The sequence below is a fragment of the Bacillus hominis genome (assembly GCF_018332515.1).
GTDB lineage: Bacteria > Bacillota > Bacilli > Bacillales > Bacillaceae_G > Bacillus_A > Bacillus_A hominis.
In genome coordinates, this window is record NZ_BOQD01000356.1 from 1 (window position 1) to 15,634 (window position 15,634).

Consider the following 15,634-nt stretch of genomic DNA (forward strand, 5'->3'; position numbering starts at 1 on the left):
TAGCCATCAAATTAAGAAAAAAATTAATTCCTCCTACAACAAAAATGCTATTCTTTTTCATTGCGGATATTGTATTTCTTTAATCGACGGATCAGTGAAGTTTGAGTAATTCCAAGAACTTTTGCCGTTTTACGTGTAGTCTTATTTTCCTTAATTGCCTGTTCAATAATTGTTTTTTCCATACTTTCGATAATCTCGCTTAAATTGTTTCCTTTTTTCAGAGATTGTAAAGCTTCTTTTTCCATGCTTACTGAGTGAAAGCGTTCTGGTAAATCATGAGTCGAGATATTGTCCTTTTTGGCCATAATAACGAGCTGCTCAACAGTGTTTTCTAATTCGCGAATATTTCCGGGCCACTGATAACGTTGTAAAACACCTATCGTTTGCTGCGAGAAGGTACGTGTCTGGTTGAATATTTGGTTATACTTTTGCAAATAGAAATGGAGTAGCGGAAAAATATCTTCATGTCGCTCTCGTAGCGGCGGAATGTTTACTGGTAAAACATGAAGTCGATAATATAGATCGGCCCGGAATTTCCCCTCTTTTACCATTTCCTCGATTTTGCGGTTTGTTGCTGCAATAATGCGAATATCAGCCTTTACTAACTGTGAACCGCCAATAGGCATATAGGTCTTGTCCTGCAGTAATTGAAGGAGTTTGGGCTGCAGATGTAGCGGAAGTTCACTAATTTCATCCAAAAAAAGCGTTCCTTTTTCGGCTGTTTTGACGAGCCCTATTTTCCCTTTTGAATTAGCACCTGTAAAGGCTCCCTTGTGGTAGCCGAACAATTCAGATTCGAGAAGTGAATCGGGAATTGCTGCACAATTTAAGTGGACAAAGGGTTGACTGTTTCGTTCGCTCAACTTATGAATGCGCTTCGCAACTACGTTTTTTCCAACTCCTGTTTCTCCGTTAATAAGCACAGTTGAATCAACACTTGCCACTCTTTCCAGGATTTCAGCAAGCAAATTATGTATTTTACTATGTCCAATAAAGGACTGTTCCTCTTGCATTAGAATATACCGGGAATTTATTTTTTTTATTTCTAGTAAATACCGCTTCAATACGGGGGCTAATTCTTCCCATTCTAGCTTAGAAACATTATCCATCCAATTGTTTATATCATGACCATGTGCTACAAAATAAATGGGGTTTTCCTGCTCATCCAAAATAATGTCCCCTGTTACTGTCATCTTATTACCACCGGTGATTTCTTGCACAGTGGTTACAGTACTTCCATTTTGTAAAGCCATTTCGATTACGGATGGAGTGAATGCACCTTCTTTTTTCAGAACGAAAATGTTCTTGCCAATTAAATCTTCCTTGCTTTTGTTAAAAAGCTTACAACCTGCTTGGTTTATCCACATAATCGTTCCATTTTTGTCAACAATATTCATCCCACTTTCAAGATTATCAAGAATTTTTAATAGATATTTAGTTTCAATTTGGACAGGAACGTCGGACATGGCTTGAATCCTCCTATGAATGCATCTACTTTGAACCGCAAGTGGTTCAAAGTAGATGGGAATTAGTGAAAAGAATGAACCGTTTATGAATCTATTGAAACGAATTTAATTCATTATATCTCACAATAGCTAGATTTAAAGTGATTTTTTATAATTTTCTGTCTATTTTTTATGTTTTCGTTCCATATTTATGGCATGATTTTTGCAATATGAAAGTGTACAGTACGGAATTATTAATTTATAGAGGGAGGTATTTAATAGGATCTTTCTATTTAAAAGGAATGTCCCCTTGTATTGGAATGATAGAGGGTCGCCATTTTTACTAACAGAGAAAAACAGCTTATCCTAGGAATGTTGTTTAATGATACATTATTGCAATTAATAGGATGATAGATGGAATTGATAAATATATCCATTTTTACTTACTGGCATACAAGTCACGGTTATGAAGAACAAAAGGTGATCTGCACTCGTTTTCTCTCTTTGTTTTCACTTGGCATGGGGCAGGAAAAAGATCTGACCGCTTCTATGAATGACCGGATTTTCTCTCCCACCTAAAAAGAAAGGTTTTATGTCGATTTTTCAATTTGTACTTATATAAAAAGGATGGTGTATGTATGAATGCAAATCTAGTATTTATCAATGGTGAAGTTATTACATCAGACAGACAAAACTCAATAGTGGAATCTGTTGCAATAAAGGATAATCGAATAATTGGGATCGGTTCAAATTTAGAAATGAATAAATTTATTGGAGAGAAGACGGAAGTCATTGACTTAGCAGGGAAATCTCTTCTTCCTGGATTTATTGATGCACACACACACTTGGTTTTATATGGGGTTTTTCAGTTGAATATCAGTTGTAAAGAAAGTCACATCGACTCTGTGGCAGATGTGCTAAATGAGCTTAAGAAAAAAGCGTTGGAAACTCCAGAAGGTGAGTGGATAAGAGCTTGGGGATTTAATGAAACGACCATAAAGGAGAAAAGGTATCCAACGATTGCAGAGCTAGATGCTATTTCAACGAAACATCCAATCATCATTTCTCGTACGTGTGGACATATTTGTATCGTAAATACAGCAGCACTAGAGAAGGCTGGATATGACGAAAAGACACCGAATCCTCAAGGTGGAGTAATTGAAAAAAATGAGAAGGGGGAAATTACAGGGAAATTATTTGAAGCTGCAAATATGAAAATGAATGATGTAGCAAGCTATACAGATGCTGAACTTATGAAAGCTGTTAAAATTGCGTCGGATCATTTCATTTCAGGGGGAATCACGAGTATTCATGAAGCAGCTACTTTTGATTCTAATTGTTATCGTTTGTTACAAACAGCTATAAAAACCAAAGACATCGGTGTTCGGGTATATGCAATAATTGGTACCATTAATGAATCGGATAAATTTGTAAATAAAATGATGAATGCAGGGATAGTGACCGGTACAGGGGATGAGAGGTTTAGAGTTGGGCCGGCTAAAATATTTTTAGATGGAAGTAGCTCTGGTCCAACGATTGCAACTCGAGAACCTTACTCCAGCGATCCTAACAATTTCGGGATTCTTTATTATAGTGAGGAAGAAATATATAAAGTTCTAGGTGAAGCCCATAAAAAAGGCTACCAAGTTACAGTACATGCTCAAGGTGATAAAGCCATTGAAATGTATTTAAATTGCATAGAAAGAGCGTTAAATGAAGCACCAAGGAAAAATCATCGTCATCGAATCGAGCATGCAGGAGTTTCAACCCCAGATTTACAAGAAAGAATGAAACAACTTGAAGTCATTCCTATTCCAAATCCACCATTTCCATATGAATATGGCGAGATATATGCTCACAATTATGGTGAACGTGTTAATTATATGTACGCTGCTCGTGATTATATAGATAAAGGTATTATTGCAGCAGGTAGTTCAGATGCACCGGTTACTGATTATAATCCTTTATTAGGAATTCATACTGCAGTTAATAGAAAAAGCCAATTTGGAGCTGAAATTGGCACGAATCAATCCATTAGTGTACTAGAAGCTATTAAACTTTACACATGGAATGGTGCTTATGCAAGTTTTGAAGAGGATATAAAAGGTAGCCTAGAAGTAGGGAAATTAGCTGATTTAGTTATTTTAAGTGAAAGTATTTTAAAAGCTGACCCAGGCCGTATTAAAGATTTGAAAGTGGAGACAACGATTATTGATGGAGAAATTGTTTATCAAAAGGAGAACGATTTAATGATGAAAAATTAGATTTAGGAAAAAGAGGGGGGCAATTATAGTACTTCGCATTATTTTATACATCAATTAAAAAACGAAATAGCCCCTCTTATTAGATGGGAGAGAGTATCTGGCTATGCATAAAAGTAGTCAGATCCTTTTTTGTAAATGACAGAAAATTAAAAATGTTTATACGTTAACAAATCCTTTTATGATAGCGGTTCTTAATCTATAAAAATTCAAACCATGAAATAGGAGGTCGAGCATATTTTGAAATATATTAAACTCTTACTCTTAATCCCTTTTATAGGGTGTGTTGGATTCTTGCCATTTGCAAATAGAATTGAGCCTTACGTATTAGGAATGCCTTTTCTATTATTTTGGATTGTATTTTGGATGGTACTTTCTTCAATTATTTTAACTATTGTTTATAAGCTGGATCCTGATAATAAAGGGAGTGAGATAGAATGAATATATCAGTATTTATTATTTTTATTTTCTTAATCTTATCGCTTTATTTAGGGATAGCAGCAAGAAGAGGAAAAAAGATGGATTTGCAGCAATTTTCAGTTGGCGGCAGAGGTTTTGGTACCTTGTTCGTATTTCTATTAATAGCTGGAGAGGTTTATACGACTTTTTCTTTTCTAGGCGGAAGTGGTTGGGCTTATTCCAAAGGTGCGGCTGCATATTATGTGCCCGCGTATATATTTCTAGCATATATAATATCTTATTGGATTGCACCTAAAATTTGGAGATACGGTAAGGAACATGGTATTATTTCACAACCTGACTATTTTGCATCTAAATACGATAGTCGTGCAATGGGGGTTATAGTAGCTATTGTAGGAAGTTTAGCACTTATACCATATATTTGTATACAAATGAAAGGATTAGGAATCATTGTTTCAGAGGCTTCTTTTGGAGCTATTTCACCAATGGCTGCAAGTATTATAGGTGCAATAGTTATTACAACGTATGTAATATTCTCTGGTATTCATGGCTCTGCTTGGATAGCTGTGATTAAAGATATTATGATTTTGGGAGTAGTTATTTTTTTAGGACTATACATCCCTATACACTATTTTGGTGGAATTGAGCAAATGTTTAAGTCTGTCGAGGCTGTTAAACCGGAATTGTTAACGTTAGCCGATCAGGGACTAAGTGTACCATGGTTTATCTCTACTATCTTATTAAATGCAATATCTTTTTATTTATTACCGACTTCTTTCACTGTGGTCTTTGCAGCAAATGGTGAAAAAACACTTCGCAAAAATGCAATTAGCCTACCTTTATACACGATATTATTACTGTTTGTTTTCTTTATTGGCTTTTCAGCTGTCGTAAAAATCCCAGGTTTACAAGGAGCTGATGGAGATCTTTCTCTTTTAAGATTATCTATTCAAACATTTGATCCTTGGTTCATTGGAATAATTGGAGCAGCTGGTTTATTAACGGCTTTAGTACCAGCATCCGTTATGTTAATGTCTGCATCTGTTGGCTTAACAAAAGGGATTTACAATGTTGTTTTTCCAAAAGCTACCGAAAAACAACAATTAGTAGCCTCAAAACTGTTCATCATTATCCTTTCTTTGACTGCTTTACTCTTCACAGTATTTGGCGGGACAGCACTGGCGCTGTTAAATATCATGTCATACAGTCTTATCGCACAATTAGCACCTGCATTATTCCTTAGTTTTTCCAAAAAAAATTACATTAATAAATACGGTGCAATGACTGGAATTATTACAGGAGTGCTCATTGTATTGTATGCTACGATTTTCAATATAAAAATCGCTACCTTTTTCCCAACAGTCCCACACACTATTAACGACATTAGGACAGGAGCGATAGCATTATTAATAAATATCGTAATAACTTTTATTGTAAGCTTAGCTTCAAAAAACATACCGGTTCAAAAGGGATCTACCACATCAACGTCAAGCTAAAAATTTATATATAAATAACGAGAAAAACGTTATTCTTTTTGTGAAAACATGCAGAAAGGATGACGTTTTTTATGAATTTTTCGATTCAAAATGAAATTTGAAAAAGATCAAAACTACCTGTTCTCTACGGTCTATTGGAGGCAGGTAGTTTTATTTTCTCGAATTTACATAGTTGTAATAGATAGTTGAACTATTGTGAAAAGAGGGGGATGAATCGAATAGAATTATTCCTTATTTTGATCGCTCATATTCACTTCTCTAATTTCAGGAGTAAGCGAATATGATACGGTCACAGTGAAATTACATTCTAGAGATGATCGGGAAAGTGTTGGGAAAGAAGCAGTAGCACGTATAAATGAAATTAAATCGCCTAAATTTGAACATAAATTCAAAGCTCCAGAGGATGGAAACGAGTCTACGAATATGATGAAAATGGTCTTTGGCAGAATTGCTGGAATTTCGTTATTAGTTGGTGGCATCGGTGTTATGAATATAATGCTTGTATCTGTAACAGAACGTACGCGTGAAATTGGCATCCAAAAAGCGCTTGGTGCAACGCGTAGTAAAGTATTAATGCAGTTTCTTACTGAATCTTGCATTTTAACAGCACTAGGTGGTTTAATTGGATTTATGCTTGGCGTATTTTTTGCGTGGTTAATTGTGATATTCGCAGAATAGCCATTTATTGTTTCAGTAAATTTAGGACTGATTTCGGTTGGAATATCTATGTTTATCGGTATTGTATTTGGTATACTACCGGCAAATACAGCAGCAAAATTAGATCCGATTGAATGTTTGCGATATGAATAAGAAGGGAAGAGAATATAACTTTTGTTATGTTCTCTTTTTATTTTCATACAAAACTCTTTCTCAGCTTATCGTATCAAAATTTGAACGTAAGTATTTCGTAAGGAATGGATAAGAAAAAAGAGAGTTTTATCATATAGGATTAAAGTATAACTTGAATCAATACGATATTAATAGAGGAGAGAGAGCCTTATGAAAAAATGTAATGCAATTAAGTTAACAAGTTTGGCAGTTTTATTAGCGGGTACTACTCTATTTACACCAGGTTTTACTGTGAAAGCAGAGTCTGTTCAAAATATATCTAGTCCGTCACAAGCACATGATCAAAAGAACCGGAATGGATGGAAACAAGTAATGCAGGAATCAGTGCAGCTTGGAACACCAGGAATATTAGCTAAGACGTCTAACAACGGAAAAACTAGTATTTATACAGCTGGCGTGGCAGATTTAAGTACAAAGAAACCGATGAAATCGGATTATCGTTTTCGGATTGGTAGTGTGACGAAGACGTTTACTGCTACGATTGTTCTTCAATTAGTAGGAGAAAATCGCGTACAACTTGACGATCCAATTGAAAAGTGGCTACCGGGTCTCATTCAAGGAAATGGGTATGATGGTAATCAAATTACGATACGTCAACTTTTGAATCATACGAGTGGTATAGCTGAATACTTAAAGTCAAAAGACGCTGACATAATGAATTCGAAAAAAACGTATACAGCAGAAGAAATAGTAAAAATGGGGCTTTCTCTACCGCCTGATTTTTCGCCAGGTAAGGGGTGGTCGTATTCAAACACAGGATACGTAATATTGGGAATGCTTATTGAAAAAATAACTGGAAATAGTTATGCAGAAGAAATTGAAAAGCGAATTATTGAACCTTTGGATCTGTCAAATACGTTTCTACCAGGGAATTCAACCGTTATCCCAGGAAAGAATCATGCTCGAGGGTATATGAAAATGGAGGGAACAAGCGAGTTGAAAGACATAACGTATTATAATCCGAGTTTAGCTAAGTCAGCTGGAGATATGATTTCTAATGCGGACGATTTAAATACGTTCTTTTCATCTTTACTCGGTGGTAAGTTACTGAGGGAAAATCAGCTAAAAGAGATGCTTACCACAGTTCCTGTAGAAGGAAAAGGTGTTGGTGATGGATATGGTCTTGGAATCTATGAGACTAAACTTCCAAACGGTGTTTCAATTTGGGGTCACGGAGGGGCAATTCCTGGGTTTACAACTTTTGCTGGGGGAGTAATTGGGGGCAAACATACATTGGCTGTCAGTATTAACTCTTTAGGTGCGATTGATATTATTACGCAGTTTAATAAAATGATGCAAATTGAATTTAATAAATAGAAAAAAGAAAGGGGATTGGATTCTGCTATAGTTGTATATAAAAGAGATGTTTTTTAAATTTTGCAAATATGGACAGTGTTAGCATTTATGATATGGCATCAAGTTTATGTGGAACGTAAATACGATATAACTGTATTTCAAAGTGAAAGTCAATCTTATAGCTCTTAGTATAAAAATAAAAGGGATGTCAGTTGCGTGACATCCCTTTTATTTTGGAGCAAAGAGGTACATCTTTAATTCTGAAAATTGTTATTTTTCGAATCGTTCCATATAATAAAGGCTATAGGGATTTATACAGGGGAGTTATGAATGGAAAATACTTTAGTTGATTAACTATTTCTCATTTTAACCAATATAACAATAAATAGATTTGGAGTTGAGTACATTGGGACAAAATCATTATAAATGGAGTAATAAGCAATTACGAGAACATGTTGAAGTACTAGATGGCACGAGAAGTCCACACATTTTATTAAAGAATGCGACATATTTAAATTCATATATGCGTGAGTGGATGAAAGCAAATATTTGGGTTTATGATGACCGCATTGTATACGTAGGAGAAAAACTGCCAGAGCAATTTACTCATTGTGAAGTTATTGATTGCGAAGGGAAGTATGTAGTTCCTAGTTACATAGAACCGCATGCACATCCATATCAATTATACAATCCAGAGACTTTAGCAAATCATGCAATGCAATTTGGGACAACAACTTTTATTAATGATAATTTAACTTTATTTTTCACATTACAACGTGAAGAAGCATTTCGTTTATTAGATGAATTTAAAAAGGTTCCGGCAAGCATGTATTGGTGGTGTCGTTTCGATGGCCAAACTGAGTTGCAAAATGGCCAATCATTGTTTAATAGTGAAGAAATAATGGAATGGCTTAATCATGAAGATGTTCTTCAAGGCGGGGAGTTAACAGCATGGCCAAAACTATTACATGGCGATGAGGAAATGTTAAATTGGGTACAGGAAACAAAACGATTACAGAAGAAAGTAGAAGGTCATTTTCCTGGAGCATCTGAAACAACTTTAGCAAAGTTAAAATTGTTAGGTACGGATTGTGATCATGAAGCGATGACAGGGCAGGAAGCATTAATACGCCTCATGCAAGGTTACACCGTTTCTCTTAGAAATTCTTCTATCCGTCCAGATTTAGAAATTTTAGTAAAAGAATTGCTAGAACTAGGTGTTAAACAATTTGATAGATTCATTTTCACAACAGACGGTTCGCATCCATCATTTTATGAAAACGGAATGACAAATAGATTGATAGAAATAGCGATTAAGCAAGGGATACCAGTTATAGATGCCTATAATATGGCAAGTTATAACATTGCTCGTTATTATAATATGGAGTATTTACATGGTGCGATTGCCACAGGGAGAATCGCCAATATTAATATTTTGGAAAGTAAAGAAAACCCGGTGCCGATTAGTGTAATTGCAAAAGGACAATGGGTGAAACGTGATGGAGAAAATAAAAATGAATCATTACGTATAGAATGGGATGAATTTCAAGTAACCCCTCTACAACTAGACTGGTCTTTAAAGAAAGAAGATATGATTTTTTCTGAAACAACAGGTATAAAATTATTAAATGATGTTATTTCAAAACCATATGTAACTGAAATCGACTTAAACGTTGAGGAACTTTCTATTGAGCATGATGAATGTTTCCTTATGATGATTGCTCGTGATGGAACTTGGCGAGTGAATACAGTTGTGAAAGGTTTTGCGAATGGGTTAGGAGGTCTTGCTAGCTCTTATTCCGGTACAGGTGACATCATTCTTATTGGAAAAAGGAAAGAAGATATGCTTACAGCTTTTTATAGAGTAAAAGAGCTTGGCGGGGGAATGGTAATAGCGGAAAGAAATGAAGTGTTACACGAAATTGCATTACCGTTGCTCGGGATTATGTCCGATTTAAAAATGAGCGAATTAATACATAAAGAGAAAAAAATGGTGGAATTACTACAAGAGCGAGGATACACCTATAACGATCCAGCATTTACGATTTTATTCTTTTCTGCGACGCACTTGCCATTTATACGGGTAACACCTATAGGATTATATGATGTGAAAAGTAGTAAGGTACTTGCTTCGCCGATGAAACTGATAAATCAATATTAAAAGGAAAGGTCCTATAAAAAGTCTATTTTATAGGACCTTTCTCATTCTTAGCATAAGAATATCCTAAGCCTCAAATAATATAGTATCTAAATGATTTGAGGTGATAGTTAAATATGAAAAAACTATTGTATGTATTAAGTGTATTTATTTTATGTGTATCTATCCAGCATGTGGTACATTCTCAAACAGATGCGCCAAGGTTATCTTCGGATTGTCTGGAAGAAAGTAAATTGCGTGATGAAAAGTATGCGAAAAATATAATACAGGACATTAAATCCACATTTAATTTAAATATTGATGAAAACAGTTTTTGGGAAGTTAGTAACAGAGACCTAGAGGCTGCGCATTTGATATATGGCGGAAAGGAAATTGATTCATATTATAATTCACTAACTAAAATTTATGATAGTGGTGGATTTAGAGGGCAGCCTAGCTTATTTGTGAGGGCGCAAGAAGCATTTTTACTTTATAAAGAAATAGACGATACTAATGTAATGAAACGCCTAAATCTAAACCTTGAAAAAGGGGAATGGATTGTTACCGAAACAAAAAAGAAGCAAGGCAAAATAGTGGAATACAAACCGTTACAATGTGAAAAGGATTATTTGAAAAAGAGAAATGAGTATCATAATATGAAATGAAATACTAATTAATGTTGTTTTTATCAGCTGAAAGGTTGCTATAGAAGAAGGTAAGTATACATATTAACCTTATGTATACTTACCTTCTTTTTTTTGAGGTTATTAACATTTTGGATGGTGTATATTGCAAATTACTTGCTAGTAAATATGCTTATAATTTTCAAAGGATCTTTTTATCGTAAAAAGAGAGAGGAGTATGTGTCAAAAGATTTATACATTGCTGAACCACTTATGTATATTTTATTCTACAGTACTATAAAGAAATGTTTACTATTCACAAAAAACATCATTGGCACAGTTTTTGCTTGTATTAAATTTAAGGAAGGGAAATTGTATTTAAGGAATCTGTATTCGTAATAGTATAAAATAAGCTACTATTGCATCATTGATCATACTTGTATTTATAGCGGAACTGTAAATACATACAAATAAGTATGTTCTAGTATAAAAATTCAGAATTTTCTTTAAAATCATTAAGGGGCAATGGTATGGTTAAATATTCAAAAATTTCTAAGTTGATTCTTGGTGTTGGACTAGTGACAATATCATGTAATGGTTTGCAAATTCAAGCAGAGACAAAAGAGAAAAATGTGAAGAGCGTGAAGAGCGTATTACAAATGGAGCCGGTAGGAATACAGAAATCTGTTGATGAGTTGGCGCACTCTTCAGCAGTACAAGAAAATGCATCTTTTACAAAACGGTTAAAGTTAGCGGATTTATCGCAGCGTCCACTAGCACCAACCGAGGATGTTAAACCGTTAGCTGAAGAAAAAAAGTATTCGATGGCTGAGTTAAATCAATTAAGTAACAAACAATTAACTGATCTTCTTGTGACAATTAATTGGTATCAAATTCCGGAATTATTCCAGTTTAATAGTGATAGTCTCAAATTCTATCAAGATGATAGCCGAATGCAAGCGATTATTAATAAACTAGCAGAACAAGGACAAGCTTATACGAAAGATGATTCAAAAGGGATTGAAACATTAGTAGAAGCTCTACGTGCAGCATTTTATTTAGGTTTTTACCATGATGAATTAAGCAAACTAAATGAGCGTAGCTACCATGATAAATGTTTACCCGCTTTAAAAACAATTGCAAAAAATCCGAATTTCAAACTTGGTACATCAGAACAAAATAAAGTTATTTCATCATATGGAAAATTAATTGGAAATGCATCGGCTGATGTTGAAACGGTTTTATATGCAGGTGAAATTTTCAAACAATATAACGATAATCTTGCAACTTTCATTGAAGACCGAACGAAAGGAGACGCTATTTATGAGTTGATGAAGGGAATTGACTTTGATATTCAGACGGATATGTACACGACTGAAAAAGAGCCAAAAGATACGATGTGGTTTCGAAATATTGATAACTTTATTAATGAAGTAAATCGTTTTGCACTAATTGGTACTGTAACAAATAAAAACGGATGGTTAATTAATAATGGAATTTACTATGCTGGTCGATTAGGCAAGCTTTATAGTACACCAACAAAAGGCCAGCAAGTTGTTACAGAAGCGATGAGGATTTATCCACATTTAGGGGAGCAATATTTTGTTGCAGCAGAACAAATTACTACAAATTACGGAGGAGTAGATGCGAACGGAAAAACAATAAGTTTAGATCAAATCCGAGAAGATGGAAAAAAGAAATATTTACCGAAAACGTATACATTTGATGATGGAGCGATTGTCTTTAAGGCTGGGGATAAAGTTAGCGAAGAGAAAATTAAACGTCTATACTGGGCGGCAAAAGAAGTACGCTCTCAATTTTATCGTACAGTTGGTAGCGATAAACCACTTGAAAGTGGACATGCTGATGATGTGCTAACGATGGTTATTTATAATAGTCCAGATGAGTATCAATTTAATCGTCAACTGTACGGATATGAAACGAATAATGGTGGAATTTACATTGAAGGGACAGGAACGTTCTTTACATATGAACGTACACCACAGCAAAGTATTTATAGTTTGGAAGAATTGTTCCGCCATGAATTTACGCACTACTTACAGGGAAGATACGAGGTTCAGGGATTATGGGGCCAAGGGGAAATGTATCAAAATGAACGTTTAACATGGTTTGAAGAAGGGAATGCAGAGTTCTTTGCAGGTGCAACGCGATTAGATAGTGTAGTACCGCGAAAAAGTATAATTGGTGGGTTATCTAATGATCCTGCAAAACGTTATACAGCATCACAAACATTAAATGCGAAATATGGAACGTGGGATTTTTATAACTATTCGTTTGCATTGCAATCATATATGTATAATAACCGTCCTGAAATGTTCGATAAAGTGCATGATTTAATTCGTGCAAATGATGTTTCAAGTTACGACGCATATCGTTCTACATTAAGCAAAGATAATAAATTAAATGAAGACTATCAATCTTATATGCAAACGCTTATTGATAATCGCGATAAGTATACAATTCCACAAGTATCAGATGAGTACTTAGCGCAGCATGATCCAAAATCGCTTTTGGACGTTACTTCAGATATCACTAATGAAGCAAAGTTAAAAGATGTGAAAGTAACAAAGAATAAATCACAATTCTTTAATACATTTACACTACAGGGGACATATACAGGAAGTGCGGCAAAAGGAGAGATTGAGGATTGGAAAGTAATGAATCAAGCAACAAATGATATGTTGAAACGTCTTTCAGGAAAAGGGTGGACTGGATATAAAACATTGACTGCTTATTTTGTAAATTACCGTGTTAATAATGCTGGACAATTTGAATATGATGTTGTGTTTAGCGGAGTGAATACGGAAGAAGGTACGGCTGTAGAAAAAGAACCGAATAATTCATTTGAAACAGCGAATCCACTATCTTTAAATACGTTACTAAGAGGGAACTTAAGCGATCAAGATCAGGTTGACCGATTTGTTATTGATGTAAAGGACCCAAAAGATTTACAAATTACTATTACGAACGAACAAAACATTGGATTGAACTGGGTACTATATTCTGAATCAGACTTAAATAATTATGTAACTTATGCAACAAAACGTGATGGAAACAAATTGCTTGGCAATTATAATGCGAAGCCAGGGAAATATTACTTAAGTGTATATAAATATGGTGGTGGAACAGGGAATTATACAGTGCAAGTAAAATAATTTACTAGAGTTTGTTTTGAAAGGCTACTTATTGCATTTTTAGCTAAGTAAAGTATTTAATGCTTAACATTAAACTACTTCAATATATCCCTGTTCTAATTATAGAACAGGGATATATTGGCTTTTTATTTTTAAATTAAATAACCTTATTGGATTTTGACAAGAAAATAATTAATATAGATTTGAATTCTCATTCGTAAAGCATGTTTTAATCTTCTTAATGCTCTTCCATTTTTGTCTCAATTCTTGTTTTCAAATCAGTTGATACTTGATCGAAATACCCCAAAACTATCTTCCTAATATCATCGGATATAACTTTCAAATCACTAGCTAAATTTTCAGCAAGGTGTTCTTTCTCTATTTGTGTTAACTTTTCATAAAATTCACCAGCCTGCCCAAAGTCATCTTGCTTAGTTATAGAAGTTCTTTCAAGTTTTCCTTCAACGTATCTTCCGTCACCGCTTGTTGCTTGATTAGCAGGTGTCCAATCTTGCTGTTGATTAACCTGTAATTTACGAAATTCAGGTCCAATTCTTCGTCTTTGAGAATCGCTATAAATATTAGCACGGCCCTGTAGCATTTTATCATCAGACAATTCTGCACCGTCCAGTAAATTAGAAGGAGAGAAGGACACTTTTTCTACTTGTTCCATATAATTTTCAGGATTTTTATTTAATACCATTTTACCGACTGGTATAAGAGGATACGCCTTTTCATCCCATACTTTTGTATCATCTAAAGGATCATAAGAAAGATGTGCTTCATCTTTCGGATCCATGAGCTGGACATATAGACCATATTCCACTGGTTTACCAGCCTCAATTGCATCGTATAAATCTTTCCCGCTATAATCAGGGTTTTCGGCAGTTAGTTTAGTTGCTTCCTCACTAGTAATGAATTGTACACCTTCAAATGGATACCAATGATACTTTATATACTTTCGATTACCTTCAGAGTTTCTCCAAACATATGTATTTACACTATGTCCTGGGATGTGGCGAAGACTTTTTGCCGTACCAGCATCAGAGTATAAATGGACAACAAAATGAATGGATTCGGGTGCTCTAGCAACAAAATTCCAAAATCTATCAGGGTCTATTAAGTTATTTTTAGGTGAAGGCAAGAGTGCTTTAATAGTTTCAGGGAAACGCATCGGATCACGAACAGAAAAGACAGGAAGGTGATTACATAAAAGATCAAATACGCCTTCTTTTGTATAAAATTTTGTAGCAAAACCGCGTACATTTCTAGAAGTATCAGGTGTTCCTTTCGTACTAACAGCTAATGAAAACCGTACCATAACAGGAATTTTCTCATTAGAATTTTGTAAAAAGTTCAACTTTGTATGTTCAGACATCGGATAAATCGTTTGGAAATAACCGAATGCACCAAACCCTTTTACATGAACAGGTCTTTCTAAAATTTTTTCATGAATAAATTCTTGTAACGCCTCGTGCAGTACACTATCTTGCTTTAAAACAGGTCCACGTGAACCAACTGTTTGAGAGTGAAGTTTAGCTAGTTCATTACGTTCTCGATTTTGATTAAAGTCTTCTCCTAATAAAGATTGCCTCTGTTTATCATGTTTTTCATCCATCGATATAGCCTCCAAATCTTTTTTGTCCATTGTTACTAAATATGATTTTATAGCGTTGATTATGTATGACAAGCAAAGGTCAAAATAATAACATACCGCTAGATGAAAAAAACGCACATGCAGTGGACCTGTTGAAATAGAAGAAATTATGGAAAAATGAATATCGGGAAGAGAAATAACACGTTTTATTTAAGAGGTGGAAGAAAACCACTATTAAAATTCCAATCTTAAAAATTAATTTGTAAATGAATTTATAGATAATGAACATGAAAAACGGGAAAATAGCCAGGAGGAATTTATTATGTCGGATTGGTCTCAATTAGATAAAGAATAT

The 15,634-nt window shown here is 34.5% G+C and carries 9 protein-coding genes and 1 pseudogene; 8 read left to right on the forward strand and 2 right to left on the reverse strand.

Annotated features, from left to right (window positions below; all coding sequences use genetic code 11):
• Positions 1 to 47: 47 nt before the first annotated feature.
• Positions 48 to 1,466 (reverse strand): sigma-54 interaction domain-containing protein, encoded by a 1,419-nt coding sequence (locus tag KI356_RS24580; protein WP_002146989.1) that lies wholly within the window; start codon positions 1,464 to 1,466, stop codon positions 48 to 50.
• Between the two features lie 617 nt (positions 1,467 to 2,083).
• Here KI356_RS24580 and KI356_RS24585 point away from each other — a divergent pair.
• The 8 genes and pseudogenes from KI356_RS24585 (at position 2,084) to colA (ending at position 13,703) form a co-directional block, all read left to right on the forward strand.
• Entirely contained in the window at positions 2,084 to 3,709 is a 1,626-nt protein-coding gene (locus tag KI356_RS24585) for an amidohydrolase (RefSeq protein ID WP_212936739.1), read from the forward strand.
• Between the two features lie 237 nt (positions 3,710 to 3,946).
• Complete coding sequence (locus tag KI356_RS24590) at positions 3,947 to 4,147, forward strand: DUF3311 domain-containing protein (RefSeq protein WP_128280405.1); 201 nt, start codon at positions 3,947 to 3,949, stop codon at positions 4,145 to 4,147.
• On the forward strand, positions 4,144 to 5,622 hold the full coding sequence (locus tag KI356_RS24595) for a sodium:solute symporter family protein (RefSeq protein WP_212936740.1): 1,479 nt from the start codon (positions 4,144 to 4,146) through the stop codon (positions 5,620 to 5,622). The genes KI356_RS24590 and KI356_RS24595 overlap by 4 nt, the downstream gene beginning before the upstream one ends.
• 441 nt (positions 5,623 to 6,063) lie before the next feature.
• Positions 6,064 to 6,432, forward strand: a pseudogene (locus KI356_RS24600) (ABC transporter permease); the annotation flags it as partial.
• A gap of 189 nt (positions 6,433 to 6,621) precedes the next feature.
• The gene (locus KI356_RS24605) at positions 6,622 to 7,788 is read left to right on the forward strand and encodes a serine hydrolase domain-containing protein (RefSeq protein ID WP_212936741.1); all 1,167 of its coding nucleotides are present in this window, start codon (positions 6,622 to 6,624) and stop codon (positions 7,786 to 7,788) included.
• A 385-nt stretch (positions 7,789 to 8,173) separates the two neighbouring features.
• Positions 8,174 to 9,928, forward strand: coding sequence for an adenine deaminase (locus KI356_RS24610; protein ID WP_212936742.1), 1,755 nt, complete (start codon positions 8,174 to 8,176; stop codon positions 9,926 to 9,928).
• A 113-nt stretch (positions 9,929 to 10,041) separates the two neighbouring features.
• Entirely contained in the window at positions 10,042 to 10,569 is a 528-nt protein-coding gene (locus KI356_RS24615; protein WP_212936743.1) for a hypothetical protein, read from the forward strand.
• A gap of 488 nt (positions 10,570 to 11,057) precedes the next feature.
• Entirely contained in the window at positions 11,058 to 13,703 is a 2,646-nt protein-coding gene (gene colA, locus KI356_RS24620) for a collagenase ColA (protein ID WP_212936744.1), read from the forward strand.
• 217 nt (positions 13,704 to 13,920) lie between these two features.
• On the opposite strand, the gene KI356_RS24625 is transcribed toward colA, so the two are convergent.
• Positions 13,921 to 15,330, reverse strand: a complete 1,410-nt coding sequence (locus KI356_RS24625; protein ID WP_212936745.1) for a catalase — start codon at positions 15,328 to 15,330, stop codon at positions 13,921 to 13,923.
• Positions 15,331 to 15,634 lie beyond the last annotated feature (304 nt).

Coding starts and splice junctions, on each gene's coding strand:
- colA (WP_212936744.1), top strand. CDS start 11,058: ATGGTTAAATATTCAAAAATTTCTAAGTTGATTCTTGGTGTTGGACTA.
- KI356_RS24580 (WP_002146989.1), bottom strand. CDS start 1,466: ATGTCCGACGTTCCTGTCCAAATTGAAACTAAATATCTATTAAAAATT.
- KI356_RS24595 (WP_212936740.1), top strand. CDS start 4,144: ATGAATATATCAGTATTTATTATTTTTATTTTCTTAATCTTATCGCTT.
- KI356_RS24625 (WP_212936745.1), bottom strand. CDS start 15,330: ATGGACAAAAAAGATTTGGAGGCTATATCGATGGATGAAAAACATGAT.
- KI356_RS24605 (WP_212936741.1), top strand. CDS start 6,622: ATGAAAAAATGTAATGCAATTAAGTTAACAAGTTTGGCAGTTTTATTA.
- KI356_RS24585 (WP_212936739.1), top strand. CDS start 2,084: ATGAATGCAAATCTAGTATTTATCAATGGTGAAGTTATTACATCAGAC.
- KI356_RS24615 (WP_212936743.1), top strand. CDS start 10,042: ATGAAAAAACTATTGTATGTATTAAGTGTATTTATTTTATGTGTATCT.